This window comes from Herbidospora galbida (genome assembly GCF_005233835.1).
In the GTDB taxonomy this organism is placed as follows: Bacteria; Actinomycetota; Actinomycetes; order Streptosporangiales; family Streptosporangiaceae; genus Herbidospora; species Herbidospora galbida.
In genome coordinates this window covers 15695-42200 of record NZ_SZQA01000041.1, presented here as the reverse complement: position 1 = coordinate 42200, position 26506 = coordinate 15695, and the positions used below count along the sequence as shown (strand labels likewise).

Sequence of the window (26506 nt, the reverse complement as noted above, 5' to 3'; positions counted from 1 at the left end):
CAGACACGGGACTTAGTCTGCAGGTCATGGAATATGTACGTTTGGGGCAGACCGGTCTCAAGGTCAGTCGTATCTGTCTCGGCATGATGAGCTACGGCCAGCCGAGTGAGGCCGCGAGCTGGATCCTCCCCGAAGATCAGTCGGAACCCCTGGTCCGCCAGGCGGCAGAGGCCGGCGTCACCTTCTTCGACACCGCCGACGTCTACTCCGCCGGCATGTCGGAGGTCGTCACCGGCAACCTGCTGAGGAAGTTCTTCGAGCGCCGTGACGACTACGTTCTGGCGACCAAGGTCTTCTTCCCCGTCCGCCAGGGCCACAACGACAAGGGCCTGTCGCGCAAGCACATCATGGCCGCCATCGACGACTCCCTGACCCGCCTGGGCACCGACTTCGTCGACCTCTACCAGGTCCACCGCTGGGACGACGAGACCCCCATCGAAGAGACGATGGAGGCCCTCCACGACGTGGTGAAGTCGGGCAAGGCCCGCTACATCGGCGCGTCGTCCATGCGCGCCTGGCAGTTCGCCAAGGCCCAGCACGTCGCGGAGAAGAACGGCTGGACGAAGTTCGTCTCGATGCAGAACCACTACAACCTCCTCTACCGCGAGGAGGAGCGCGAGATGATCCCGCTCTGCGCCGACCAGGGCGTCGGCCTCATCCCCTGGTCCCCCCTGGCCAGGGGCCTGCTGGCCCGCGCCGGCAAAGACGAGCACACCACCCGCCAGGAAGGCGACGGCGACCGCCAGCGCTTCCTCTACGGCGGCCCCGGCGACGCCGACGTCCTGGGCAAGGTCGCCGAACTGGCGGCCGGGCGCGGGGTCGCCCCGGCCACGCTGGCCCTGGCCTGGCTGCTCCACCAGCCCGGCATGGTCGCGCCCATCATCGGCGCGACCAAGGACGGGCACATCGACGACGCCCTGGCCGCCGTCGGGCTCGATCTGTCGGACAAGGAGCTGGCCGCCCTACAGGAGCCCTACCAGCCGAGGTCGGCGCACTTCTGAAAGCAGGTCACGCCGACACGGACACCGCGCGGTACGGATAGCCGTCCTGGCCGGGGGCCTCCCATTCGAGGTCCACCGGCTGGCCGGCCGTCAGCGCGCGGAATCCCTCGGCCTGGATGTGGCTGAAGTGGGTCCAGCAGCCGCCGGGGGTCTCCGGGGAGTCGATCACTCCCCAGCCCTCGTCGGCGTGCCACTCCCGTACGACCCCTCGAACGCCCATACCCGGACGATACAGTCACGACCATGGCGCCCATCGAGTTGTTCCAGCGGGTCGCGGCCACCGTCCCGGCCTACGCCGCCTTCCTCAGGGAGCACGGCGTCGACCCCGCCTCCATCCGGAGCGCGGAGGACTTCGCCACCCTCCCCTTCACGACGAAGGACAACTACACCCGGCGCCATCCGCTCAACGACCTGTGCCGCGACGGCGTCCTCGCGGGCATGATCGCCGTCTCCTCCGGGTCGACCGGCGAACCGTCGTTCTGGGCTCGGACCGCCGACGACGAGAAGGTCATCGCCGACCGGTTCGCCCAGGTCATGGACGGTTTCGGCCGCAGGCCCACGCTGGCGGTCGTCTGCTTCTCGCTCGGCACCTGGGTGGGCGGGCTGTTCACCCTCGCCTGTATCAGGCATCTGCAGGAGCGCGGCTATCCGATCACCGTCGTCGCCCCGGGCAACAACCCGGCGGAGATCGCGCGGGTCGTGCCGCAGCTGGCCCCGCTGGCCGAGCAGACGGTGCTGTTCGGCTATCCGCCCTTCGTCAAGGACGTCGTCGACACCCTCGACCTGCCCTGGGCGGCGTACAACATCAAGATCGTGACCGCGGGTGAGGTCTTCTCCGAGGAGTGGCGCACGCTGGTCGCCGAGCGGGCCGGGATCGCCGACCCGGTCAGGTCCTTCGCGTCGTTGTACGGCACCGCCGACGCCGGCGTCCTGGGCAACGAGACGCCGCTGTCCATCGAGATCAGGCGGCAGCTGGCCGCCCGGCCGGAGAAGGCCAGGGAGCTGTTCGGGGCCGACCGGCTGCCGACCCTCGTCCAGTACGACCCCGCGGTGCGCTACTTCGAGGAGTCCGGCGGCACGCTGCTGTTCAGCGGCGACAACGGCATCCCGCTGATCCGCTACCACATCGCCGACGAGGGCGGCCTGATCCCCCACGACGAGATGCTGGCGAGAATCGGGTTCCGGCCGGAGAACACCGGGCCTGAGCTGCCGTTCGTGTACGTCTTCGGCCGCAGCCGCTTCGCCGTCTCCTTCTACGGCGCCAACGTCTACGCCGAGAACATCTCGGTCGGACTGGAGCAGCCCGAGGTCAACCGGGCGGTGACGGGCAAGTTCGTGCTGGCCGCCCCCGAGGGCGCCGACGGCCTGCACGTCACCGTCGAACTATCCCCGGGCCACGATCCGTCGGAGGACCTGGCCAAGGAGGTCGCCCTGCGGATCGTCACCCATCTGAGGCGGCTGAACAGCGAGTTCACCCACTACGTGCCGGAGGCGAAGCAGCTCCCGCTGATCACGCTGCGGCCCTACGCCGACCCCGCCGACTTCCCGCCCGGCGTCAAGCACCGGTATGTACGCTGATCGTCATGGCACGGGCGAATGACGAGGCCGCTGCGGCCCTGGAAGAGTACGCCGAACTGTTCGCGCTGAACGGCGGCGACGCCTTCCGCGTGCGCAGCTACCAGAAGGCGGCCAAGTCGATCGCCGGTTACCCCGACGACCTGCGCGAGATCCCCGTCCGCCAGATCCCGGGTGTCGGCGAGGCGATCGCGAAGAAGATGGAGGAGTTCCTCGAACGGGGGAGCTTCCGCCAGCTCGACGACCTGCGGTCGAAGGTGCCCGACGGCGTACGGCGACTGACGAAGATCCCGACCCTCGGGCCGAAGAAGGCGCTGTTCCTGTTCCAGGAGCTCGGCATCGACTCCCCCGACGCCCTGGCGGCGGCGATCGGCGAGGGGCGGCTCAAGGGGCTGAAGGGCTTCGGGCCGAAGACCGAGGAGAACATCCTCAAGGGCATCGCGCAGATGGCCGAGACCCGCGTCCACCTGGGGATCGCGGCCGAGCTGGCCGACCGGGTGATGGCCTCGCTCGACGCCGGCCGCATGGCCTTCGCCGGGTCGCTCAGGCGGATGCGCGACACGGTCGGCGACATCGACATCCTGGCTGTGGGGTCACCTGATCTGATGGAGCGGTTCGCCGCCCAGCCCTACGTCACCGAGGTCATCGCGCGGGGCGAGAAGAAGACGTCGGTCCGCACCGACCGGGGGCTCCAGGTCGACCTGCGGCTGATCCCGGAGGAGTCGTGGGGGGCCGCGCTGATCTACTTCACGGGGTCGAAGGAGCACAACGTCCACCTTCGCGAGATGTGCGTGAAGAAGGGGTGGAAGCTCTCCGAATACGGGCTCTTCGACGCCGACGACAACGTGATCGCCGCCGCGACCGAGGAAGACATCTACGCCGCGCTCGGGATGGAGTGGATCCCCCCGACGCTGCGCGAAGACGGCGGCGAGATCCAGGCGGCGCTCAAGCACGAGCTGCCCCGGCTGGTCACCCTCGACGACCTGAAGGGCGACCTGCACACCCACACCGACCTGACCGACGGCATCGCCACCCTCGAAGACATGCTGGCCGCCGCCGCCAAGCGCGGCTACGCCTACTACGCCGTCACCGACCACGCCCCCGACCTGGTCATGCAGCGGATGACGCTGGAGAAGGCGCTCGCGCAGCGGGCCCGGCTCGACGAACTCCAGAAGAGCTATCCGGGCATGCGGCTGCTGCACGGCAGCGAGCTCAACATCGGGCCCGACGGGAGCGTCGACTGGCCCGAGGAGATCCTGGCGGGCTTCGACGTCTGCGTCGCCAGCGTCCACTCCCACTTCAACCAGTCGCGCGACGAGATGACCCGCCGGTTCATCGCGGCCTGCGAGAACCCGCAGGTCGACATCGTCGGGCACCCGACCACCCGCAAGATCGGCAAGCGTCCGGGGGTCGACGCCGACTGGGACGCGATCTTCCGCGCCGCCGCCCGCACCGGCACCGCGCTGGAGATCGACGCCTACCCCGACCGCGCCGACCTGCCCTCCGACCTGGTCCGCCTGGGCCGCCACCACGGCGTCAAGTTCTCCATCGACAGCGACTCCCACGCCATCCCCCACCTCGACAACCAGAAGTTCGGCGTCGGCATCGCGCAGCGCGGCTGGCTGACCCCCGACGACGTGATCAACACCTGGCCGCTCGACCGGCTCCTCCGCTTCCTGGGCCGCTAGTTCTCTTTTCTTCCGTTACGGCTCCGCCCCGCCGGCGCCGCCCACCGCCCCCGGCCCGCGCCGCGTCCGGCGCTCCGCACCGCTGCCGGGTCCCGCCGTCACGTTGAAGGATTTGCCGCTTTCCTGGTAGGAAATACCTATAAGGGAAAGGGGTTCCTCATGGACCGGACCGCTCTGTGCACCCTGGGCGACATCCCGCCCCTCTCCGCCCACCGCCGCCCCATCGTCAAGCCGCTCCCCGACCACCTGTTCACCCCGCACGGCGCCAGCGCGGAGACCCGCTGGGAGGCCATGGCCGGGCAGGGCTACCACACCCCGAACGACCGCTTCTTCGTCGGCAACCACACCACCACTCCCCTCATCGACGCCCACTCCTGGAGGCTGCGCCTGCACGGCGACGGCCTGGCGGGGCCGCGCCTCGTGACGTACACGGAACTGCGGAAGCTCCCGGCCCGCACGATGGACGTGGCCATCGAGTGCGCCGGCAACGGCCGGTCGCTGTTCGGCGCGGGCGGCGCGGGCGGCGCGTCGTGGGGGCTCGGCGGGATAGGGGTCGCCCGCTGGCGCGGCGTGCCGCTCAAAGCGGTGCTGGCGCTCGCCGGGGTCCGGCCCGACGCCGTCGACGTGCTGGCCACCGGGCTCGACGACCCGGCCGACGCGCGGGGTCGCGTCCGGCATGTCGTGCCGCTCGCGAAGGCGCTCGACGACGTGCTGGTCGCGTACGAGATGAACGGCGTCCCCCTGCCGCCCGACCACGGATATCCGGCCCGGCTCGTGGTGCCGGGGTGGGTGGGGATCGCGTCGGTCAAGTGGCTCGGGGACGTCGAGGTGTCGACGCGACCGCTGGACAACCCGTTCGGCACGGGCGTCACCACGCCCTCGGTGAAGAGCGCCTTCGAGCTGCCCCGGCCCGCCCGGATCCCGTTCGGGCAGCGGCACGTCCTGCGCGGGCGCTCCTGGTCGGGGGCCGGAGGGATCGCGAAGATCGAGGTCAGCACCGACGGCGGCCGGTCGTGGCGGAAGGCCTTCCACAGAAGGGGAACCCGCGCCTGGACCCCGTGGCACCTGGAGTGGTGTCCGAGGGAGAAGGGCCCCGGCGTGCTCCTCGCGCGAGCGGTAGATCACAATGGGTACAGGCAGCCGGAAATCACTGCTTACGACAAGATGGGGTATTTGTTCGACGCCATCGTGGCGCACCCGGTGATCGTCGAGTAGCGAAGTGTTACCTTTGCGGAAGGTTCGCTGGTTTTCGTGCAGCTCGCGGGGGTTCGCGAGGGGCTGGCCGCCTATGGGGGAAGTACGGGGAGACGATTCCGCGCTGTCAGAATCGCTCCTTGGAGACGTCTTGGTAACGCCCCGGTAACCGCTCCTGAGGAGGATGGGGGCGGATCCGGCGGAGAACGACAGGGGGAGGTTGCCCATGGGCCAGCTCACGGCACTCGACGCGCAGTTCCTCAGCACCGAGTCCGACACGACGGTCACCCACGTCGCCGGCGTCGCCGTCCTTGACGGCAGCGTCACCCGGGAACGCCTGGTCGCGCTGTTGCGCGATCGGGTCCATCTGGCGCCGCCGTTGCGGATGCGCCTCGCCGACGTGCCCTTCGGGCTCGACCGGCCCTACTGGACCGAAGACGACGACTTCGACGTCGCCGACCACGTGCACGAGTCGACCCTGCGGCACGAAGACGAACTCGCCGTCCACGTCGCCCGACTGCACGCCCGCAAGCTCGACCGGAGCCGTCCGCTCTGGGAGATGCACCTGATCCACGGCCTCGGCGAGGGCCGCGTCGCCGTCTACACCAAGGTCCACCACGCCGCCATCGACGGCGTGTCGGGCTCGGAGATCCTCGGCGCCTTCCTCGACCTCACGCCCGAACAGCGGCAGGTCGAGCCGCCCTCGGCCGACACGCCACGCGCCAAGGCGCCCAACTCGGCCGAGATGCTCGCCGGGGCGTTCGGCCGGATGCTGGCCCAGCCCGGCGACGCGGTCCGGTCGCTGACCCGCGCGGTCGCCGACCTCGACGCGATGCCGGTCTCCGGCGGCCTGCCCGGCGCGCACCGCCTGGCCAGCGCCGCCCGCCGCCTGCTCGGCGAGAAGCCGCTGCCGCCGCTGCCCTCGCTGGCCGCGCCGCGCACCCCGTTCAACGGTCCGATCACCCGCATGCGGACCTTCGCCTACGGATCGATCGCGCTCAGCGACGTCAAGCACGTCGGCCGCTCGTTCGGCATGAGCGTCAACGACGTCGTGATGACGGTCGTGTCGGGCGCGCTGCGGTCGTGGCTGGAGGAGCACGCCGCCCTGCCGGGCCAGCCGCTGGTGGCGGCCGTGCCGGTGTCGGTCCGGACCGCCAAGGGCCACGAGACCATCGGCAACCAGATCTCCGCGATGATCACCCCGCTGGCCACCGACGTCGAAGACCCCGAGGAGCGCCTGTCGGCGGTCAGGGGCCTGATGGCCACCGCCAAGCGCCGCTTCGCCCAGTCGCGCACGAGCTGGCTGAACGACCTCTGCTCGGTCTTGCCCGCCCCGATCGCCAACCTGGCCACCCCGCACCTGTTCCGCCTGGCCGGCAAGGTGACGCCCGGGGTGAACCTGATCGTGTCGAACGTGCCCGGCCCGCAGCTGCCGCTCTACCTGTGCGGGGCGCGGCTGATGGCCTACTACCCGATGTCGGTGCTCACCGACGTGACCGGCGGCCTGTCCATCACCTGCCTCTCCTACGACGGCAGCCTCGATTTCGGCGTCGTCGCGTGTCCGGCCCGGGTGCCGGACGTCTGGCGGATCATGGACCACCTGCGCGAGGCGATGGCCGAACTGGTGAAGCTGGCCGACGCGGTCGACGTGGAGTGATCTTCCGGGCAGGCTGTCCGGGTGAGCTTGCGGGACCTCTATGAGCGCCAGGTTCGCGGGTTGTGCCCCGAACATCCGCCGTCGGGCGCCGTGGTCGAGCGCGACGGTCCCCTGGTCCGCGTCCACTACGGCACCCACGGCACGGTCGACCACGCCACGTTCGACCACGACGACCTGCCAGGGCTGATCCGCCGCCAGCAGGAGGTCTTCGCCGCCCGGTGCGAACCGGCCGAGTGGAAGGTGCACGCCACCGACTCCCCCCGGCTGGCCGACCACCTCCGGGCGGCCGGGTTCGCCCCCGGCCCCGAGCGGGTCCTGCTCGCCGCCGACGTCGAGGCCGTCCCACCGCCCGCGAGCCTGCGCGACGGGGCGACGATCCGGACGCTCACCCGATGGGACCCCCTGCCGCCGCGCGTGCCCGAGGCCGGGCCCGGGCAGCGGCGGGCGCTGCGGGAACTGCTGGCCGACGGGCTCCCCGACGAGGAGTCGGACATGCGGATCTTCACGCTGGAGTGGCACGCCCACGTGCTGGGCCTGCTCTGGATCGAACGGCTGGTGGGCACCGACTTCGCGGCCGTCGGCGGGATCGCCGGCGAAGGTGCGGAGTTGCTCCACCAGGCGGCGCGCATGTGGGCACCCCCGCCCGACGACGGGAGACTGCGGCGGCCCCGGCGGGACACCCTGTTCCTGGTCGCCGAGGCGGCCGGTCCGCTGGTGGGCTCGTACGAGAAGGCGGGGTTCGCGGAGATCGGCCGGGTGACCACCTACCGGTGGGCGCCGCCCGGCGAGCCCGCGCGGGATCGTCCCGTGGAGGCCCCCGTGCGCGGCCGCGACGACGTCGAGGTCCTCCTCCGCTTCGAGGAACGGTTCGGAGTGACCTACGAGACCGCCGAGAAGGGCATCGCCGAACCCGCCGCCTCCGCGACCTGGCATCTGGGTGACGCCGACGAGCCCACGATCGCCCGGATGGAGGAGATCGTCGAGCGGGGCCTGCGGGCCTGCGCCCGGCCGGGCGATCGGCTCTACCGGCTGAAGTGGTACATCAGCAGCACCCGGATCGACCCCCTCCGTGTCGGCGGCCCGGGGCAGCCGCCGTGGACGTGTTACGCCTATCTCGACGACGAGCACGTCATCCAGGCGACCGCCGACCTGCGGATGGGCACGTTCGGGAACTGGCGGGAGTCGTCGCTCTGCGTCTTCGGCGACGACCTCGTGGGCCACGTGGACGAGGAGCTCACCACTCTGCTCGGCACCGTGCTGCGGCGTGGTGGACGGCCCGTCGGCAACGTCTGGTCGTTCGGCCCTCAGGCCGACTCGCGGACGATCAGGCGCGTCGGCACCGTCACCGACGCGACCTGATCGGCGCCGTCGATCAGGTCGAGCAGGATCCGCACCGTCTCCTCGGCGATCTCGGCCAAAGGCCGGCGGATGGTGGTCAGCGGCGGGTGGGTCGACATGGCGACGTCGGAGTCGTCGAAGCCGCCCACCGCGACGTCGTCGGGGACCCGCCGCGCGCAGGGTCGCCAGCGCGCCGGCCGCCATCACGCCGGAGGCGCAGAAGACGGCGTCGAGGTCGGGGGAGCGCTCCAGGAGGCGGGCCATCGCCTGTTCGCCCGACTGGCGGGTCCAGTCGCCGTGTTCGATCCCGCTGAACCTTTCACCCGCCCCCGCACTGCGCGGGCCGGAACCCGCGCACCTCACCGTGCCAGGCGACCCGGGGCTCGTCGGGGCCACCGCGCCGGGCACGACGGGCGGCCCCGGCGCGTCCCGGAGCGTCGGTCGGAGCTGGTCGGAGCTGGTTGGAGCTGGTCGGAGCTGGTCGGAGCGGGTGCGGCCGGCCGGAGCGCGGACCGTGCGGAGCTTCGCCACCGGGCCCGACGCCGGGCATCCGGCGGTGACCAGGCACCGCCTCGGCGGCGGAATCGCCTGGTACGTCGCCACCGCGCCCGGTGACCTGAGAGAGCTGCCGGCCGGGATCGCGGGCGACGCCGGCGTCGCCGTGCCGCGCGATCTGCCCGACACCCTGGAGATGGTCCATCGTGGCCCTTACGTCTTCCTCGTCAACCACGCCGACGCCTCGTGCAGGTCGCGGACGTCGCGGGCGAGGAGCTGATCTCGGGCGCCCCCTTCACCGGGGAGGTGCCCGCCGGTGGGGTGTGCGTCGTGCGCACCCCCTGACACCCACCGGAGGAACCAGGTGAAACGCACCCTCGTGGCCGTCACGGCCGCGCTCTCCCTGCTCGGGTCACCCGCCCCGGCGCAGGCGCAGCCGCCCGCGCCGGTCCGCGGCGCCGACGTCTCCAGCCTCGCCAAGTCCGAGGCGTACGGAGGCGTCTACCGCGACGCCCACGGCAGGCGCGGCGATCCGCTGCGGATCATGCGCGACGCCGGCGTGAACCACATCAGGCTCAAGGTCTGGGTGAACCCCGCCGACGGCTACAACGACAAGGCCCACGTCGTGGCGGTCGCCAAGCGGGCCAAGGCGCTCGGGCTGAAGCTGCTGGTCGACTTCCACTACTCCGACTCGTGGGCCGACCCCGGCAAGCAGAACAAGCCCGCCGCCTGGGCGGCCCTGACCTACGACCAGCTCAGACAGGCCGTGTACGACCACACCTTCGACGTCCTGAACACGCTGAAGCGGCAGGGGGCGACGGCCGACCTCGTCCAGATCGGCAACGAGCTCAACGGCGGCCTGCTCTGGCCCGACGGGCAGTGGGACGCCTGGCCCGGCATGGCCGGCCTGCTGAACTCCGGATACGACGCCGTCAAGGCCGTCTCCCGGCACACCAAGGTCGTCATCCACCTGGCCAACGGCGGCGACAACGGCCTCTACCGGTGGTGGTTCGACAACGCCGCCACCCACGGGATCCGCTACGACGTGATCGGGCTGTCCTACTACCCGTACTGGCACGGCACCCTGGAGGCCTTCCAGGCCAACCTCAACGACGTCGCCGCCCGCTACGGCAAACCGGTCGTCGTCGCCGAGACCGGCTACCCCTTCACCACCGCCGACAAGGACGGCTGGGCCAACCTGGTCTATTCGGCCGAGCCCTATCCCGGCTACCCGGCGACCCCGCAGGGCCAGGCCGCCTTCCTGGCCAAGATGTACGAGATCGTCAGGGCCGTCCCGAACGGGCTGGGACTGGGCCTGTTCTACTGGGAGGCGACCTGGACGGGCGTGCCCGGCAACGGCTGGGACCCGGCCGACCCGAGCTCCGGCAACGCCTGGGAGAACCAGGCCCTGTTCGACTACGCCGACCGCGCCCTACCGGGCCTGCGCACGCTCGGCGGCGGCCGGTGAGCTGAGCAGCCGCAGGCAGATCGCGGTGTACCAGCCCGAGATCACGATGACCCCGGCGGTGAACAGGAGCAGGCTCCACCCGGCTCCGGCCGCCGAGGCCATCGCGGCGAAGCTCGCGAAGAAGAAGAGCCCGCTGAGGGCCGAGGCGGCCGCCCATCCGGTCGCACCCTGGGCGCGGAACCGCCGGGCCACGACGAGGGCGGCGACCGTGACGGCGGTGAAGCCGACCGCGCCGCAGGCGAAGTGCATGAGGCCGGAGAAGCTCACCTCGCCGCCGACCGGGTCGATCGTGAAGACGCCGGCGCCGGCGAGGCTCAGGCCGTACAGGGAGAAGAGGACTCGAAGCAGCCCGGTGAACCCGAACGCGCCGGCCACGACGGCCAGGCCGGACAGTCCGAGGGTGACGACGTGGATCCAGCCCTGCTCGCCCAGCGACAGGGCGCTCCACGGATGGCGCAGGGGGTCGAAGCCGTCGCGGAAGGCGATCTCGAGCAGGGAGACGACGACGTAGCAGGGGCCGGCGAGGGCGCCGAGGACGAGCGAGGTTCGGTTCATGCCCTCGCCTCGAACGGGGACGGCGTTTTTCGACACCGCCGCCGAGGAATTTCTCAGACGTCCAGACCGAAGATCAGCGACCGCCCCGACCGCCGGCCGGTGGCGGTGAACTCGTGATGGCCGTCGGGCAGGGTCAGGTGGTAGTCGAAGCCCCGGAATTCGGCGGCCCCGGTCTCCCCCATCTCCATCTGCGCGGCCTCGCGCCCTTCAACGGTCACGACGACGACCTCACCCGGCTCGAACCCGCTGAACAGAAGGTTGATGGCGCGCAGTCCGGGGTCGCCGTGGATCTCGACGGCGGGAGGCACGGCGGGGTCGAACGTCGGGGCGACCGTCTGGGGTGGCGGCGGCGGGGGCGCCGAACTGGCCACGTCGGGAACGACCACCATCGGCGCGGCCTCCGTGCTCGGGACGACCGGCTCTCTCGTGACGTCGGCGTTCGCGACGGGAGCGGGCGGGTCCGCCGGGCCGGCCGTCAGGACCGCGCCCACCGCGATGACGGCGGCCGCCACGGCGACGATGACGGCGGCGGCGATCACTTTGGCCGAGTCCACCAGAACCCCCGATTTGTCGCCGACCTAAATGGGGACAATTCCCCGCCCTATTCATCAGCCTTTTTCATGACAAAGGCTAGCCGATTCACGCGCCCAAAAAGCTGTACGTTTCAGCCGAACTGCGCCAAGGCCGTCGCCATCAGGTCGGCCACCACGTCGGCGTCGATCGTGTGCCCGGTCAAATGGGCGATGCTCTCCTGATAAAGCAAGACGGCCGCGAACGTGGCCGCCGCCGCCTCCAGCCGCGCCGCGTCGCCCCGCCCGCCCGGCAGGGCGAGTTCCAGCGCGAACCGCGCCCGCCGGATGATCTCGGAGTTCAGCCCGTGGATGCGGTCTTTCACCGACCGGTGCGTGTCGGCCTCGCGGAACAGGATCCGCCGCATCGACGGCGACGCCGTCAGCGGCAGCCGCCGGGCCAGCTTCGACAGGGCGCGGGCCGCGTCGCCGGGCGCGGGCTCGGGATCCTCCTCGGTCACGAGGGTGCGTTCGTCGACCAGGGACACCAGCACGTCGATCTTGCGGGGGAAGTAGTGGAACACGAGCCCCTTGGGGACCCCGGCGACCGCCGCGATCCGCGCGGTCGGGGTGGCGTCGTAGCCGCCGCCCGCGAACAGTTCCTCGGCGGCGTCGAGGATCCGGCTGCGCGCGTCCGATGGGCTGTCCACGCGCCGACCATAACCGCTGCCCATACCGGCCCGACATGCCGGAAAAGGAACACCCGCCTTACAAGCGAGACGCGGACGGCCGAAGGGCGGCCGTGGCTCGCGCCATGAATCTGCCTCGATAGAAGCGAGACGCGGACGGCCGAAGGGCGGCCATGGCTCGCGCCATGAATCTGCCTCGATAGAAGCGAGACGCGGACGGCCGAAGGGCGGCCGTGGCTCGCGCCATGAATCTGCCTCAATAGAAGCGAGAAGCCCTCGGGGGCGGGTCCCGAGGGCTTCTCTTTCCTGGAGGGGTTATCTGGGTGGCGCTTTAGTGAGTCGACGCCTTCTCGGCGCCGACGCCGGTGAGGGAGCGGACCTCCATCTCGGCGTACTTCGACTCGTTGTACTCCTTGCTCATCCGCGTGGCGATGTAGCCGCACAGGAAGCCGATCGGGATCGAGAACAGGCCCGGGTTCTCCATCGGGAACCAGTGGAAGTCCATGTCCTTGATCAGCGACGTCGGGCGGCCCGACACGACCGGCGAGAAGATGACCAGGACCAGGGCGGAGACGAGACCGCCGTAGATCGAGGCCACCGCGCCGGCGGTGTTGAACCTCTTCCAGAACAGGCTGTAGAGGATCGCGGGCAGGTTGCCCGAGGCCGCGATGGCGAAGGCCAGGGCGACCAGGAACGCCACGTTCTGCGCCTGGGCCAGGATGCCCAGCCCGATCGCGACCGCGCCGATGACGAAGGCCGAGATCCGCGCGACCAGGATCTCCTGCTTCTCCGTGACGTTGCCGCGCTTGAAGACGTGCGCGTAGAGGTCGTGGGCGAAGCTGGAGGAGCTGGCCAGGGTCAGACCGGCGACCACCGCGAGGATCGTGGCGAAGGCGACGGCGGCGATGACGGCCAGCAGGATCGTGCCGCCGACGTCGCCGAAGATGGCGTTGCCGATCGCGAGGGCGAGCTGGGGCGCCGCCGTGTTGCCGGCCGCGTTCTCGGCCCGGATCGCCTCGCTGCCGACCATGGCCGCCGCGCCGAAGCCCAGGACCAGGGTGAGCAGGTAGAAGGTGCCGATGATGCCGATGCCCCACAGGACCGACTTACGGGCGTCCTTGGCGGTGGGCACGGTGTAGAAGCGGATCAGGATGTGGGGCAGGCCGGCGGTACCGAGAACCAGGGCAAGGCCCAAGCTGATCAGGTCGAACTTGCCCCAGATGCCCTGGGCGTCGGTACCGTAGCGCTGGCCGGCGTTGAGGAAGGAGTCACCCTTGCCGCTCTGCTCGGCGGCGGTGCCCAGCAGGTTGGACACGTTGAAGCCGTACTTGCCGAGGACCAGCAGGGTGACCAGGGTCGCACCGCCCATCAGCAGCACGGCCTTGACGATCTGGACCCAGGTGGTGCCCTTCATGCCGCCGACGACGACGTACACGATCATCAGGATGCCGACCCCGACGATGGTGAGCGCCTTGCCCGAGTCGGAGGTGATGCCGAGCAGCAGGCCGACCAGCGCGCCCGCGCCGACCATCTGCGCGAGCAGGTAGAAGATCGAGACCACGATCGTCGAGACGCCGGCCGCGGTGCGGACCGGGCGCGGGCTCATCCGGAAGGCGAGCACGTCGGCCATCGTGTACTTGCCGGAGTTCCGCATCAGCTCGGCGACCAGCAGCAGCGCGACCAGCCACGCCACCAGGAAGCCGATGGAGTACAGGAAGCCGTCGTAGCCGTAGAGGGCGATGAGGCCCGCGATGCCCAGGAACGAGGCGGCCGACATGTAGTCGCCGCCGATGGCCAGGCCGTTCTGCGCCGCGCTGAAGGCGCGACCGCCCGCGTAGTAGTCGGCGGCGGTCTTGTTCTGCCGGCTGGCCCAGAAGGTGATCGCCAGCGTCCCGACCACGAACAGCAGGAACAGGACGGTGGCGAGTGTCGTGTGGCTCATTTATTTCTCCACCTTCTCGATCTCACCGCGAAGCTCGTCGGCCAATGGGTCGAGCTTGGCCGCCGAGTGCCGCGCGTAAGCCCACGAGATGTAGAAGGTGGACACGAACTGGAGCAGTCCGAAGATCAACGCGACGTTGATGTTGCCCAGCACCTTGATGGCCATGAAGTCGCGCGCGAACGCGGACAACACGACGTACAGGAGGTACCAGACCAAGAAGGCGACCGTCATCGGGAACGCCCACGAGCGATAGCGGCGGCGCAGCTCCTGGAACCGGTCCGTCGCTCTTATCTGCTCATATACCGACGAGTCATGTTGCTCCGTCGTCACGAGACCTCCCACGCTGTGATCTGGATCACCCACACGGTAGGAGTGGACGCTACCCCGGGAGGAGATACGGAGACCCGTCCTTCGCCGAGCCGACGGGCAAAGGCGCTCAGTGTTGTACGGCTTGCGCCGAATGGTCCGCTATCCACGACGAACGGCACCCTTTTCGGCCGCCCTCAACTGTCCGTTATGACGACCGTGGACGCCAATCGCCCCGGTCCACGTCAAGTGTCTCGGGTGTGTGGAGACGTACCATCGTGCGCGCCACGTTCGGCGGCGTCCGGCCGGGGGTGAGCAGCGAGACGACGACCATGACCGAGAACGAGATCGGCACCGTCCAGGCGGCCGGCTGCGCCAGCAGCGCCCCGGCCCACCCGCCGTGGGGCCCGCCGACGACGGTGACCAGCCCGGCCACCGCGGCGAGCCCTCCCCCGGCGAGCAGCCCGGCGATCGCCCCCGAGGTGGTGAGCCGCCGCCACCAGATGCCCAGCACCAGCAGCGGGCAGAACGACGAGGCGGCGACGGCGAACGCGAGCCCGACGACGTCGGCGACCGGCAGCGCCCGCGCCACGACGGCCAGCCCGAACGGCACCGCGACTCCGATGACGGTGGCGACCCGGAACGACCGCACGCCGTCGGTGAACCGCAGGATGTCCTGCCCCAGCACGCCCGCGACCGACACGGCCAGGCCCGACGACGTCGACAGGAACGCCGCGAACGCCCCGCCGGTGACGAGCGCGGTCAGCAGCTCCCCCGCGACCCCGCCGACGAGGTGCCCCGGCAGGGCCAGCACGACCGAGTCGGGCCCGTCGAGCGACAGCGAATAGACCCGGCCGAGATAGCCGTAGATCGACGGCAGCAGGTAGAAGGCCCCCAGCAGCGACAGCACGACCAGCGTGGTCCGCCGCGCGGCCCGCCCGTCGGGGTTGGTGTAGAACCGCACGAGCACGTGCGGCAGCCCCATGGTGCCCAGGAAGGTGGCCAGGATCAGCGAGTACGTCGCGTAGACCGGATGCTCGCGCCCGTGCAGCGGCAGCGCCCACGGGTCGCCGGCCTGAAGGCCGGGAGCGCCGTCGGCCCGCCAGGCCAGCAGCATGAACACCAGCGGCACGGCCAGGGCGGTCAGCTTCAGCCAGTACTGGAACGCCTGCACGAACGTGATCGACTTCATCCCGCCCGACAGCACGTTCACCGCCACGACCCCGGCGACCAGCAGCCCGCCCGCCCACGCGGGCGCCCCGGTGATCGCCCGGAACACCATGCCCGCGCTCTGGAACTGCGGCATCAGGTAGAGCCACCCGATGAGCACGACGAGCACGCTCGACACCCGCCGTACGACCATCGACTCCAGCCGCGCCTCGGCGAAGTCGGGCAGCGTGTACGCCCCCGACCGCCGCAGCGGCGCCGACACCAGCACCAGCAGCACGAGGTAGCCGCCGGTCCAGCCGACGGGCAGCCACAGCATGTCGGCGCCGTAGGTGAGGATCAGCCCGGCGATGCCCAGGAACGAGGCCGCCGACAGGTACTCCCCGCCGATGGCCGAGGCGTTCCACAGCGGGGTGACGGTGCGCGAGGCGACGTAGAAGTCGGAGGTGGTCCGCGACACCCGGACCCCGAACGCCCCGATCAGGACCGCCGCGAGCACCACGAGCACGATCGCGACGAGCGAGCTCAATCGCCCTCCACCAGCTCGGCGAACCGTCGTTCGTTCCGCTCGGCGGCCCGGACGTACAGCCAGGCCCCGACGACGAACGCCGGGTAGATGAGCCCGGCGAGCACCAGCCACGGCAGTGGCAGCCCGAGCACGACCACTTCCCGCATCGACGGGACCAGCATGAACAGTAAGGGCAGCCCGCCTATCACGCAGGCCAGCAGCGTGCAGACGAACAGGGCCAGGCGGAGCTGGGTGCGGATCAGCGACCGCATGTAGACCTCGCCGAGCCGCGTCTGCTCGTCGATCTCGCGGGTGGCGGGATAGCGGGGCCGGCGCGCGGCGCTCGTGCGGGGGCTCGTCACCGTCTCGCGGCGCGGCCTGGTCACGTCCGGGTCGTCGCCGGCGCGCGGCTGACGGGCCGGGGCGCGGCGGCGGCGCGGGGCCGGGGGCGGGTCACTGCTCCGGCTTGGCACGGCGGGCCCGTCGAACCAGCAGGTCGCGCAGCTCACGCGTGTGGCGGCGGCTGACCGGGATCTCGGTGTCGCCGATCCGCACGACGCAGCGGCCCGAGTCGATGTGCAGCTCGTCGATGTGCTTGACCGCGACGAGATGGCTGCGGTGTACCCGGAGGAAGCCCGCCGAGGCCCAGCGCTCCTCCAGGGCGGCGAGCGGGATGCGGACCAGATGGCTGCCGGTCGCCGTGTGCAGGCGGGCGTAGTCGCCGCGCGCCTCCACGTAGCGCACCTCGGTCGAGGCGACGAACCGGGTCACGCCGCCGAGTTCGACCGGGATGGTGTCGCTGGTCTCGGGCTCGGTGTAGGCCTCGCTCCCGGCGCAGACCCGGCGGATCGCCTCGGCCAGGCGGTCGGGGCGGACCGGCTTGAGCAGGTAGTCCTCGGCCTTCAGCTCGAAGGCGTCGACGGCGTGGTCTTCGTAGGCGGTGACGAAGACGACCTTCGGCGGGCGCGAGAACTGGGTGAGCAGCCGCCCGAGCACCACCCCGTCGAGGCCGCGCATGCGGATGTCGAGGAAGACGGCGTCGATGGGCCGCCCGTCGGCCATGGCCCGGTCGAGCAGCTTCAGCGCGGCGGCGCCGTCGCGGGCGGTCTGCACCTCGCCGATGCGGGGATCGGCGCGCAGGAGATAGGCGAGATCTTCGAGGGCAGGCTGCTCGTCGTCCACAGCCAGCACCCGCAACCCGCTCACGTCTAACCCCTTCACTGGATGAGTCCCTAGAGCGTGATAAATCGGCATTTGGAAGTCAACGCAAGTTCCAGATCGTTAACTTCTCTTCCGTCACGGCTCCGCCGTCAACGGACCGTCACCCCCGGCCGGTACTTCGGCATCCGCATGCTGACCTTCGTCCCGGCGCCCTTGCCGGTCTCGACGACCAGCCCGAACTCGTCGCCGTAGACCTGGCGGAGCCGCTCGTCGACGTTGGCCAGCCCGACCCCCGTCGCGCGCTCCTCCCCCGCCAGCACCCGCCGCAGGTGCTCCGGGTCCATCCCCAGCCCGTCGTCCTCGACCGTGATCGAGCACTCCGACCCGGCGTCCTCGGCCACGATCGAGATCCGCCCAACGCCGGGCTTGCTCTCCAGCCCGTGCCTGACCGCGTTCTCGACGAGCGGCTGGATGCACAGGAACGGCACCGCCACGGCCAGCACCTCGGGCGCGATGCGCAGGGTGACCTGGAGCTGGTCGCCGAACCGGGCCCGCTCCAGGGTGAGGTAGCGGTCTATCGAGCGCAGCTCCTCGGCCAGGGTCGTGTAGTCGCCGTGCCGCCGGAAGGAGTAGCGGGTGAAGTCGGCGAAGTCGATCAGGAGCTCGCGGGCCCGCTCGGGGTCGGTCCGCACGAACGAGGCGATCGTGGTGAGGGAGTTGTAGATGAAGTGGGGGGAGATCTGCGCCCGCAGGGCCCGTACCTCCGCCTCCATGAGCAGGGTGCGCGACCGGTCGAGCTCGGCGAGTTCGAGCTGGGAGTCGACCCACCGCGCGACCTCCTGCACGGCCCGCACCAGACCGGCGGAGGTGTGGTCGCCGTAGGCGGCCAGCGAGCCGACCACCCGGTCGTCGGTGGTGAGCGGGACGACGACCGCGTGCCTGATCGGGCATTCGGGCTGCGTGCACGAGAGCTGGAGGACCTGGATGCGGCCGTCCTTGAGGGTGCTCGCCGCGTGGTCGAAGGCCTCGCGGGCGTGGTGGTCGCCGGTCCCGTCGTAGACGAGCAACTCCTCGGCGTTGGTGATCGCGATCGCCGGTGAGCCGAGGAGTTGCCGCAGATGACGTGAGGCCTTCAGGACGCCCGCCTGGGTGAGCCCGGCGCGCAGCGGGGGCGCGGCGAGGCTGGCGGTGTGCAGGGTCTCGAACGTGGCCCGTTCGGCCGGGCCGCTGCCGAGTTCGCGGCGTCCGCTCAGCACGCGCCACAGCACGACCGCCGGGACGCCGACCAGGGCTGCGACCACCAGGACGGCGACCAGGGGCTCCACGTCGCGGAGCCTACCGGACCGGTTCGGGAACAGCGTCCTTCGATGCGGCCTCCGATGCGGTTTCGTGCTCCTCGTCCAGCAGCGTGGTCTCGTCGAAGGGATCGCGGCCCGACAGGACCTCCTGGGCGCGCTCCCGGTCGAACTCGCCGGTCCAGCTCCCGATGACGACGGTCGCCACCGCGTTGCCGGCGAAGTTGGTCAGCGCGCGGGCCTCGGACATGAAGCGGTCGATGCCGACGATGAGGCCGACGCCGTCGACCAGCTCGGGCCGGTGCGACTGGAGGCCGGAGGCGAGGGTGGCCAGACCGGCGCCGGTGACCCCGGCCGCGCCCTTGGACGCGATCATCATGAAGACCAGCAGCGAGACCTGCTCGCCGAACGACAGCGGGGCCCCGGTCGCGCTGGCCACGAAGAGGGTGGCCATCGTGAGGTAGATCGCGGTCCCGTCGAGGTTGAACGAGTAGCCGGTCGGCACGGTGATGCCGACGACCGGACGGCTCACGCCGAGGTGCTCCATCTTGGCGATCAGCCTGGGCAGCGCCGACTCCGACGACGAGGTCGACAGGATCAGCAGGAACTCGCGCCGCAGGTAGGAGAACAGCGACAGCACGTTGACGCGGGCCACCAGGTGCAGCAGCGGGCCGAGGACGACGAACACGAACAGCAGGCAGGTCGCGTAGAAGCTGAGCATGATCACGCCGAGGCTGGTGAGGGCGTCGACGCCGGTCGCGCCGACCACGGCGGCCATCGCGCCGAACGCGCCGACCGGGGCGGCCCACATGATCATGGCGAGGATGCGGAAGACGAGCCGCTGGATGTGCTCGACGCCGGCGAGGATGGGCGTCGCGCGCGGTCCCATCGCCTGCAGGGCGAACCCGGCGAGCAGCGCGACCAGCAGCGTCTGGAGCACCGAGCCCTCGGTGAAGGCCGACACGAGCGTGGCCGGGATGATGCCGAGCAGGAACGCCGTGGTGTCGCTCTCGCCGCCCTTGGCGGCCTCGGCCGCGGCCGACGCCCTCAGTTCGTCGGTAAGCTGCAGGCCCTGACCGGGGTCGACCAGGTTCCCCACGACCAGGCCGATCGCGAGCGCCACGGTCGACATGACCAGGAAGTAACCGAGGGCGAGCCCGCCGACCCGGCCGACCTTGGCGGCTTTGGCCACCGAACCGATGCCCAGCACGATCGTGCAGAAGATGATCGGGCTGATCATCATCTTGATCAGCGCCACGAAGGCGGTGCCCAGCGGCTTCAACGCGACCCCGAGGTCCGGGGCGAGGAAGCCGACGGCGACGCCGGCGACGGCCGCGACGATGACGGCGAGGTAGAGGTAGCGGGTCTTGTCGCGCCTCACCTGGGGTTCGGACATGGAGTTCACTCTCCCTGGGGGGTGTCGGTGGGGCGACTATCTGCCCGGGGAGTGACCTGGGTCACTATTGCGTACATTTCGTTCACCGGACCGAGTCAGGAGAGGTGAGGCCGGATGCGGCGGTGGAGCCTCGCGCGGCAGATGCTCGCGCTCCAGATCGTCGTCGTGGTGGCGACCGTGGCTGCGGGCACCGTGATGGGCGTGCTGCAGACCCGTGAGCTGGTCGCGGAGGACGCGACGGCGGTGACCCACGCGGTGGCGGTGAGCGTGGCGTCGGCGCCGTCGGTGCTGGCCGCGCTGGAGGACCCCGACCCGACGGCCCTGCTCCAGCCCTATGCCGAGAAGGTGAGGGCCGAGACCGGGGTCAACTTCATCACGATCATGACTCCGGCGGGCATCCGCTACACCCATCCGACCCGCGAGGAGATCGGGAAGCCCTACCTGGGCACCATCGCCCCCGCCCTGGCCGGGCGGCCCTACAGCGAGACCTACACCGGCACGCTGGGCCCCTCGATCCGCACGATCACCCCCGTCCAGGACGCCTCGGGACGGGTCAGGGCGCTGGTGAGCGCGGGTATAACGGTGGAGAACATCGGCGGCCGGCTGCGCGAGCAGCTGGAGGCCGGCGTGCTGGCGGGCCTGCTCGGCCTCGCCGCCGGCACCGCGGGCACCTACCTGGCCGGCCGCCGCCTCCGCCGCCACACCCACGACCTCGGAACCCACGAACTGACCCGCATGTACGAGTACCACGAGGCGATCCTGCACGCCGTCCGCGAGGGCCTGCTGCTGGTCGACGGCCGCGGCGTCCTCACGCTGTGCAACGACGGCGCCCGCGAGCTGCTCGGCCTCCCGGAGAACGCCGAAGGCTCGTTCGTCGAGTCCCTGGGCCTGCCTCCGTCCCTGACCGAACTGCTGTCGTCGGGCGGGAACCGGACCGACGAGATCCACCTGACCGGCGACCGGGTGCTGCTGGTCAGCGTCGCCGCCGTACGCTCCGGCTCCCGCTCCCTCGGCACGGTCGTCACGCTGCGCGACCACACCGAGCTGCAGGACGTCACGGGCCAGCTCGACGCCGAACGCGGCTTCGCCGACGCCCTCCGGTCGGCGGCGCACGAGTCGGCCAACCGCCTCCACACGGTGATCAGCCTGGTCGAGCTGGGCCGCCCCGACGAGGCGGTGTCCTTCGCGACCGAGGAGCTGCGCGCCGCCCAGGAGCTCACCGACCGCGTGGTGGCGGCGGTCAGGGAACCGGTGCTGGCGGCCCTGCTGCTCGGCAAGTCGGCCCAGGCGGCCGAGCGCGGGGTGGAACTGTCGATCAGCCCCGACAGCGACCTCGACGACATCGGCCTCGACCCCCACGACCTGGTCGCCATCCTGGGCAACCTGATCGACAACGCGGTCGACGCCGCCATGTCCGGCGCGCCGCCGGCCCGGGTGGAGGTGCACGTGGGCACGTCCGGCTCCGCGTGCGAGATCCGGGTCGCAGACAGCGGCCCCGGCCTCGACCCGGCCCGCGTGGAGGAGGCCTACCAGCGCGGCTGGACGACCAAGGGCGACGGCCGGGGCCTCGGCCTGCCCCTGGCGGCCCAGGCGGTGCGGCGGCTGGGCGGCACGATCGACGTCGCCGCAGGTCAGGGCGCGGTCTTCACGGTCCGCCTCCCGCTGCCCGAGAGGACGATGTCTTGATCTCGGTGCTCGTGGTCGAAGACGAGGAGATCACCGCCGAGGCCCACCGCGTCTACGTCGACCGGGTGCCCGGGTTCCAGGTCGCCGGGGTCGTCCGGTCGGGCGGCGAGGCGCTGCGGTTCCTCCGGCGGCAGCACGTCGACCTGGTGCTGCTCGACCTCTACCTGCCCGACATGCACGGCCTGGAGGTGTGCCGGGCGATCCGGGCCGCGGGCGTCCTGTGCGACGTCATCGTCATCACCTCGGCCCGCGACCTGTCGATGGTCCGGTCGGCGGTGTCGGTGGGCGTGGCCCAGTACGTCCTGAAGCCGTTCACCTTCGCCGCGCTCAACGAGAAGCTGCGGCAGTACGCCAAGTTCCGCTCGACGGTCGACGCCCCCGGCGAGGCCAGCGGCCAGGGCGAGGTCGACGACATGCTGGCCGCCCTGCGCGGCCCGGCCCGCTCGCACCTGCCGAAGGGCCTGACCCGGCCGACGCTGGAGGCCGTGGTGGCCGAACTGCGCGGCGCCTCCGACGGCCTGTCGGCCACGGCGGTCGCGACCTCGGTCGGGGTCTCCCGGGTGACCGCCCGCCGCTACCTGGAACACCTCACCGAGAGCGGCGTCACCCGCCGCCTGCCCCAGTACGGCGGGATCGGCCGGCCCGAGCTGGTCTATCAGCTCATCTGAGCGCTGATCTTCGCGGCGTACTCGCGCGCCTCCTCGTCGGAGGCGTACGTGGTGCGCGGCCAGAAGAAGCCGCGCAGCCCGTCTTTCGGGTTCCGCGGCACGACGTGGGTGTGCAGGTGGGCGACCGACTGCGAGACGACGTTGTTGAGGGCCACGAAGCTGCCCTTGGCGTCGAGCCCGGCCATGACGGCCCGGGTGACGGCCTGGACCCGCTCGAAGTAGGGCCCGACGTCGTGCAGATCGAGCAGGGTGACGACGTGGGTCTTCGGCACGACCAGGACGTGGCCCTTGAAGACGGGCCGGTGGTCGAGGAACGCGAACACGACGTCGTCGTCGTAGACCCCGACGGTGCCGGTCTCCCCGGCCACCATCGCGCAGAACAGGCAGTCACTCACCTTCGCGACCCTAGTTGACCGGCGGTCAGGATCGGCCGCCAACTTTCCATTGAAGATTCAACCATCTTCTGCCTATGATCCCGTCACTCGGAGATCTTGTTGAACCGGAAGGCAGAAGATGCTCACGTTCACGAAGCAATCCGTCATGCGCCTGGCCGCCGCGGCGTTCGCGGCGACGGCGGTGGTCACGGCGGCGGCGCCGGCCTCCGCCGCGACGGGCCCGGCCGGCACGGTGAACTTCTACGCCGACGCGTGGTTCACCACCCAGATCGCGGCCTACGACGCGGCCACGCTGGGCGCGGGCTGCCACGCGCTCCCCTCCGTCGCGCACGCGGAGTGGAACGACACCAACGTCGCCATCGAGGTCTACGCCACCGCCGACTGCACCGGCCACGCCCTCTACTTCCCCGCCAACGACATCCACAGCTTCATCAGATTCGACGCGCGGAGCTTCCGGATCGCCTGATCCGCCTACCAGCCGACCCTGAGGCTCCCCTTCAGCAGGGCACGGGCGATGACCATGCGCTGGACGTCGTTCGTGCCCTCGCCGATGGCCATCAGCGGCGCGTCGCGGTAGAGGCGTTCGAGCACGAACTCCTGCGAGTACCCGTAGCCGCCGTGCACCCGCATGGCCTCCATCGTCGTGGTCAGCGCCGTCTCGGAGGCGAAGTACTTGGCCATGGCCGCCTCCCCGGTCACCGCCCCCTGCTCCGACCGGGTCGCCGCCCAGTAGGTCATCAGCCGGGCCGCCTGGATCTCGGTCGCCATGTCGGCGAGCTTCAGCTGGATCGCCTGGAACTCGGAGATGGGCTGCCCGAAGGCCGTCCGCTCCTTCGAGTACGCGAGGGCCGCGTCGTAGGCGCACTGGGCCACCCCGACCGCGCGGGCCGCGATGTTGATCCGCCCGAGTTCGAGCGCGGCCAGCACCTGCTGCATCCCCCGCCCTTCGACCCCGCCCAGCAGCCGCTCGGCCGGAACCCGCACGGCGTCCAGGACGACCTCGCATGTCTCGGTCCCCTTGTAGCCGAGTTTCGGCAGGTCACGGCTGACCTGAAGGTCGTCCTGGTCGATCAGGAGGACCGACATGCCCCGGTGCGCCGGCGTCTCGGCGGACGTCTTCACCAGGACGGGCAGCGGGTCGGCGTGCCGGGCGTTGGTGATCCACGTCTTGGTGCCGGTGACGACGTAGTGGTCGCCGTCCCGGACGGCGCGGGTGGCGATGCCCTGGAGGTCGGTGCCGGCGCCGGGCTCGGTCAGCGCGATGCCGGTACGCCGCTCGCCCGACGCCCACCCCGGCAGGAACTCCTCCTTCTGGGCCTCGGTCCCGTACTGGGCCACCATCCAGGTCGCGAGCGAATGGGAGCCGAGGATCCCGGCCACGCCCATCCAGCCCCGCGCGATCTCCTCGAAGACGAGGGCGAAGGACACCCGGTCGAGGTCGAGACCCCCGTACGCCTCCGGAATCGTCATGCCGAACAGGCCCAGCGACGCGAACGCGTCGACGATCTCGGCCGGGTAGCGGCCCGAGCGTTCCCATTCGGCCGCCACCGGGACGATCTCGGCGTCGACGAACTCCCGGAGGGTCTCCCGGAAGAGCCGCTGGTCGTCGGTGAGGTCGAAGTTCACGCCAGCGGGCCGTTCTTCGCGACGGGGAAGAAGCCCTTGTCGTGGGGGGCGTCGCGTTTGTACACCAGCACCGAGCGCCGCCACGACATGACCTCGTCGCCGTCCTGGTTCAGGCCGCGGGTGCGGCAGGTGACGATCCCGGCGTAGGGGCGCGACTGTGACTCGCGCGCGGCCTCGACCAGCGACTCGGCGTAGAGGGTGTCGCCGACGAAGACCGGGTGGGTGAGCCGGATCTCGTCCCAGCCGAGGTTCATCGAGGCGTTCTGGCTGACGTCGATGACCGACAGGCCGAGCACGATCGCGACCGACAGCCCCGAGTTCACGATGATCTTCCCGACCGGGGCCCGCGCGGCGAAGTGGGCGTTGAAGTGGTTCTGGTTGGTGTTCATCGTCAGCAGGGTGAACCAGGTGTTGTCGGCCTCGGAGATGGTGCGGCCGAGGGGGTGCTGGAACACGTCACCGACGACGAAATCCTCGTAGTAACGGCCGAGATGGGCTGCGTGTACGGTCACTCCCCTATCGTCCCCAGATCTCCGCCGGAGTGATCACCCCGCCGCCCGGGAATGCCTGGGTAAACAAATGGTGAACAAAAGGCAAACGAGGGGAGATTGTTGTCCGCCTCATTGGCTGTTCTCGCCGGAGTGTTCGCGGTGGTCTCGGGGGTCAACGACGGAGGCGCCCTGCTCGGCGCCGGGCTCCGGGTCCCGGGGGTGCGCCCGCTGGTGGCGCTGTTCGTACTGGTCGCCGCGGTCGCGGCGGTCCCGATGCTGACGTCGCGGGTGGCCGCGACCTTCACGACCCGGCTGGCGTCGCTGCCGGGCACGGCCGGACAGGTCGCGATGACCGTCGCGGTGGTCTGCGCGCTCGTCGTGGTCCTGGTCCTGAGCAGCCGGGGGTGGCCGACCAGCCTGACCCTGGCCATCGTCGGAGGGCTGACCGGCGCGGCCGCCGGGCTCGGGCTGCCCGTCTCGGCGGGCGCGGTCGGCCTGGTCCTGGTGGCGGGCGTCGTCGCGCCCTTCGTCGGGGCCACGGTGGCGGTGCTGGCCAGCCGCGTGGTTTCGGGGCTGGGCCGGGCGCAGTCGCTGCCCCGTCTCCACTGGGGCGGGTTCGCGGTGCAGTGCCTGGCGTACGCCGCCAACGACGGACAGAAGATGCTGGCCGTCTTCCTCATCGGGCTCGGGGTGGGCGGCGCCCCTCCCCTGGTCTGCCTGCTGGTCGCGGCGCTGTTCGCGGTCGGCGCCGTCTACGGGCTGCCGCGCGCCGGGCGGACCCTCAGCCGGCAGCTGCTGCCCGCCCGTCCGCTGCACGCGGTGGCCGCCGGGCTGGGCAGCGGCCTGTCGGTGATCGGCTGCGCGGCGGCCGGGGCGCCGGTGAGCATGACGCAGGCCATCGCGGGCGGCTTCGTCGGCGCGGGGGTGGCCGACAGCGTCCGGCGGGTGCGGTGGGCGGCGACGTCGAAGATCGTGCTGGCCTGGACGCTGACCCTGCCGGTCAGCGGCCTGCTGGGCCTCGGGGCCGGGCTGATGATCAAGGGGGTGGCCGGTTGAGGCGGCTCCGGCGGATGTTCGGCATGATGCGGGGCCGCATGGACACCAGCCTCGCCGACGCCCTCATCGGCCAGCTCGACGCCACCCGAGAGGGCGCGTGGCTGGCCATCGCCATGAGCGGCGGCGAGATCGGCCGCACCAAGGCCCACCAGGCGATGCGCGAGATCGAGCACCGGGGCGACACCTGCCGTGCCCGCCTGGTCGCCGAACTGGCCGGGGCCCTGGTCACCCCGATCGACCGCGAGGACCTGTTCCGGCTGTCGCGGTCGATCGACGACATCCTCGACTCGCTGCGCGACTTCGTCCGCGAGTCGCACCTCTACCGGGTGCGCGGACGCCAGCGGTTCGCCCCGATGCTCGACCAGGTCATCGTGGGCGTCGACGCGCTGGAGAAGTCGGTCCGCGACCTGGCCACCCGTTCGTCGGCGGTCGGCCACGACGCCCTGGAGGCCAAGAAGGCCGGCGGCACGATCCGGCGGATGTACCAGTACGAGATCGCCCGCATCCTCTCCTCCGACATCACCGCCGAGGCCCTGCGCGAACGCGAGCTCGTCCGCCGCCTGGAGATCGTGGGCACCGCGATCGGCGAGGCCGCCGACGCGATCGCCGACGGCGCGATGAAACGGTGAATACAGTCGGG

28 protein-coding genes are annotated in these 26506 nt (G+C 70.9%); 13 read left to right on the top strand and 15 right to left on the bottom strand.

Annotated features, from left to right (window positions below):
* The first annotated feature begins 26 nt into the window (after positions 1–26).
* Positions 27–1001 (top strand): aldo/keto reductase, encoded by a 975-nt coding sequence (locus tag FDA94_RS32390; protein WP_137250873.1) that lies wholly within the window; start codon positions 27–29, stop codon positions 999–1001.
* 7 nt (positions 1002–1008) lie between these two features.
* Here the strand turns inward: FDA94_RS32390 and FDA94_RS32385 are convergent, their stop codons facing one another.
* Entirely contained in the window at positions 1009–1221 is a 213-nt protein-coding gene (locus tag FDA94_RS32385) for a cold shock domain-containing protein (RefSeq protein ID WP_137250872.1), read from the bottom strand.
* Positions 1222–1244: 23 nt separating this feature from the next.
* Between FDA94_RS32385 and FDA94_RS32380 the strand changes: the two genes are divergently transcribed.
* From FDA94_RS32380 to FDA94_RS32360, 5 genes are all read left to right on the top strand, one after another.
* Entirely contained in the window at positions 1245–2579 is a 1335-nt protein-coding gene (locus FDA94_RS32380) for a phenylacetate--CoA ligase family protein (RefSeq protein WP_137250871.1), read from the top strand.
* Between the two features lie 5 nt (positions 2580–2584).
* Positions 2585–4264, top strand: coding sequence for a DNA polymerase/3'-5' exonuclease PolX (gene polX / locus FDA94_RS32375; RefSeq protein WP_137250870.1), 1680 nt, complete (start codon positions 2585–2587; stop codon positions 4262–4264).
* 159 nt (positions 4265–4423) lie between these two features.
* Positions 4424–5479 (top strand): molybdopterin-dependent oxidoreductase, encoded by a 1056-nt coding sequence (locus FDA94_RS32370; protein ID WP_137250869.1) that lies wholly within the window; start codon positions 4424–4426, stop codon positions 5477–5479.
* Between the two features lie 205 nt (positions 5480–5684).
* Positions 5685–7115 carry a WS/DGAT/MGAT family O-acyltransferase gene (locus tag FDA94_RS32365; RefSeq protein ID WP_137250868.1) on the top strand — a complete coding sequence of 477 codons (1431 nt, stop codon included), beginning with the start codon at positions 5685–5687 and terminating at the stop codon, positions 7113–7115.
* Positions 7116–7136: 21 nt separating this feature from the next.
* On the top strand, positions 7137–8474 hold the full coding sequence (locus FDA94_RS32360) for a DUF2716 domain-containing protein (RefSeq protein WP_137250867.1): 1338 nt from the start codon (positions 7137–7139) through the stop codon (positions 8472–8474).
* Here FDA94_RS32360 and FDA94_RS40105 read toward each other — a convergent pair.
* A complete protein-coding gene (locus FDA94_RS40105; protein ID WP_212735607.1) occupies positions 8420–8602 on the bottom strand; it encodes a substrate-binding domain-containing protein in 183 nt (60 codons plus the stop codon). The two genes, FDA94_RS32360 and FDA94_RS40105, sit on opposite strands and share 55 nt — an antisense overlap.
* A gap of 215 nt (positions 8603–8817) precedes the next feature.
* On the opposite strand from FDA94_RS40105, the gene FDA94_RS32350 reads away from it, so the two are divergent.
* Both FDA94_RS32350 and FDA94_RS32345 read left to right on the top strand, forming a co-directional pair.
* The gene (locus FDA94_RS32350; RefSeq protein WP_246060264.1) at positions 8818–9228 is read left to right on the top strand and encodes a beta-galactosidase trimerization domain-containing protein; all 411 of its coding nucleotides are present in this window, start codon (positions 8818–8820) and stop codon (positions 9226–9228) included.
* Between the two features lie 84 nt (positions 9229–9312).
* The gene (locus FDA94_RS32345) at positions 9313–10416 is read left to right on the top strand and encodes a glycoside hydrolase family 53 protein (protein ID WP_212735606.1); all 1104 of its coding nucleotides are present in this window, start codon (positions 9313–9315) and stop codon (positions 10414–10416) included.
* On the opposite strand, the gene FDA94_RS32340 is transcribed toward FDA94_RS32345, so the two are convergent.
* The 10 genes from FDA94_RS32340 to FDA94_RS32295 all read right to left on the bottom strand — a co-directional run bounded on the left by FDA94_RS32340 (position 10381) and on the right by FDA94_RS32295 (position 19944).
* Positions 10381–10971 (bottom strand): DUF998 domain-containing protein, encoded by a 591-nt coding sequence (locus FDA94_RS32340; RefSeq protein ID WP_137250865.1) that lies wholly within the window; start codon positions 10969–10971, stop codon positions 10381–10383. The two genes, FDA94_RS32345 and FDA94_RS32340, sit on opposite strands and share 36 nt — an antisense overlap.
* A 53-nt stretch (positions 10972–11024) precedes the next feature.
* On the bottom strand, positions 11025–11525 hold the full coding sequence (locus FDA94_RS32335; protein WP_137250864.1) for a hypothetical protein: 501 nt from the start codon (positions 11523–11525) through the stop codon (positions 11025–11027).
* Positions 11526–11635: 110 nt separating this feature from the next.
* Positions 11636–12190 (bottom strand): TetR/AcrR family transcriptional regulator, encoded by a 555-nt coding sequence (locus FDA94_RS32330; protein WP_246060263.1) that lies wholly within the window; start codon positions 12188–12190, stop codon positions 11636–11638.
* Between the two features lie 310 nt (positions 12191–12500).
* Entirely contained in the window at positions 12501–14111 is a 1611-nt protein-coding gene (locus tag FDA94_RS32325) for a solute symporter family protein (protein ID WP_137250862.1), read from the bottom strand.
* Complete coding sequence (locus tag FDA94_RS32320; RefSeq protein ID WP_137250861.1) at positions 14112–14441, bottom strand: DUF485 domain-containing protein; 330 nt, start codon at positions 14439–14441, stop codon at positions 14112–14114.
* Positions 14442–14625: 184 nt separating this feature from the next.
* Positions 14626–16113, bottom strand: coding sequence for a sodium/solute symporter (locus tag FDA94_RS32315; protein ID WP_137250860.1), 1488 nt, complete (start codon positions 16111–16113; stop codon positions 14626–14628).
* Positions 16110–16478, bottom strand: coding sequence for a hypothetical protein (locus tag FDA94_RS32310; RefSeq protein ID WP_137250859.1), 369 nt, complete (start codon positions 16476–16478; stop codon positions 16110–16112). Before FDA94_RS32310 ends, FDA94_RS32315 begins: the two co-directional genes overlap by 4 nt.
* A gap of 67 nt (positions 16479–16545) precedes the next feature.
* Entirely contained in the window at positions 16546–17298 is a 753-nt protein-coding gene (locus FDA94_RS32305) for a LytR/AlgR family response regulator transcription factor (protein WP_062333492.1), read from the bottom strand.
* A 104-nt stretch (positions 17299–17402) separates the two neighbouring features.
* Positions 17403–18578: a sensor histidine kinase gene (locus FDA94_RS32300; protein ID WP_137250857.1), complete on the bottom strand. Its 1176-nt coding sequence runs from the start codon at positions 18576–18578 to the stop codon at positions 17403–17405.
* A 10-nt stretch (positions 18579–18588) separates the two neighbouring features.
* Complete coding sequence (locus FDA94_RS32295) at positions 18589–19944, bottom strand: cation:dicarboxylate symporter family transporter (protein WP_137250856.1); 1356 nt, start codon at positions 19942–19944, stop codon at positions 18589–18591.
* A gap of 114 nt (positions 19945–20058) precedes the next feature.
* Between FDA94_RS32295 and FDA94_RS32290 the strand changes: the two genes are divergently transcribed.
* Together FDA94_RS32290 and FDA94_RS32285 are read left to right on the top strand one after the other, a co-directional pair.
* A complete protein-coding gene (locus FDA94_RS32290) occupies positions 20059–21630 on the top strand; it encodes a sensor histidine kinase (protein WP_137250855.1) in 1572 nt (523 codons plus the stop codon).
* Between the two features lie 5 nt (positions 21631–21635).
* Positions 21636–22298: a response regulator gene (locus FDA94_RS32285; RefSeq protein ID WP_246060265.1), complete on the top strand. Its 663-nt coding sequence runs from the start codon at positions 21636–21638 to the stop codon at positions 22296–22298.
* On the opposite strand, the gene FDA94_RS32280 is transcribed toward FDA94_RS32285, so the two are convergent.
* Entirely contained in the window at positions 22286–22735 is a 450-nt protein-coding gene (locus FDA94_RS32280) for an HIT family protein (RefSeq protein ID WP_281286667.1), read from the bottom strand. The genes FDA94_RS32285 and FDA94_RS32280 overlap by 13 nt on opposite strands.
* A gap of 76 nt (positions 22736–22811) precedes the next feature.
* Between FDA94_RS32280 and FDA94_RS32275 the strand changes: the two genes are divergently transcribed.
* Complete coding sequence (locus tag FDA94_RS32275; protein ID WP_137250852.1) at positions 22812–23159, top strand: hypothetical protein; 348 nt, start codon at positions 22812–22814, stop codon at positions 23157–23159.
* Between the two features lie 5 nt (positions 23160–23164).
* On the opposite strand, the gene FDA94_RS32270 is transcribed toward FDA94_RS32275, so the two are convergent.
* Together FDA94_RS32270 and FDA94_RS32265 are read right to left on the bottom strand one after the other, a co-directional pair.
* Positions 23165–24319 (bottom strand): acyl-CoA dehydrogenase family protein, encoded by a 1155-nt coding sequence (locus FDA94_RS32270; RefSeq protein ID WP_137250851.1) that lies wholly within the window; start codon positions 24317–24319, stop codon positions 23165–23167.
* Positions 24316–24831: a MaoC family dehydratase gene (locus tag FDA94_RS32265; protein WP_137250850.1), complete on the bottom strand. Its 516-nt coding sequence runs from the start codon at positions 24829–24831 to the stop codon at positions 24316–24318. The genes FDA94_RS32270 and FDA94_RS32265 overlap by 4 nt, the downstream gene beginning before the upstream one ends.
* A gap of 99 nt (positions 24832–24930) precedes the next feature.
* Between FDA94_RS32265 and FDA94_RS32260 the strand changes: the two genes are divergently transcribed.
* Positions 24931–25866 (top strand): inorganic phosphate transporter, encoded by a 936-nt coding sequence (locus FDA94_RS32260; protein ID WP_246060262.1) that lies wholly within the window; start codon positions 24931–24933, stop codon positions 25864–25866.
* On the top strand, positions 25863–26495 hold the full coding sequence (locus FDA94_RS32255) for a DUF47 domain-containing protein (protein WP_137250848.1): 633 nt from the start codon (positions 25863–25865) through the stop codon (positions 26493–26495). Before FDA94_RS32260 ends, FDA94_RS32255 begins: the two co-directional genes overlap by 4 nt.
* Positions 26496–26506: the final 11 nt, after the last annotated feature.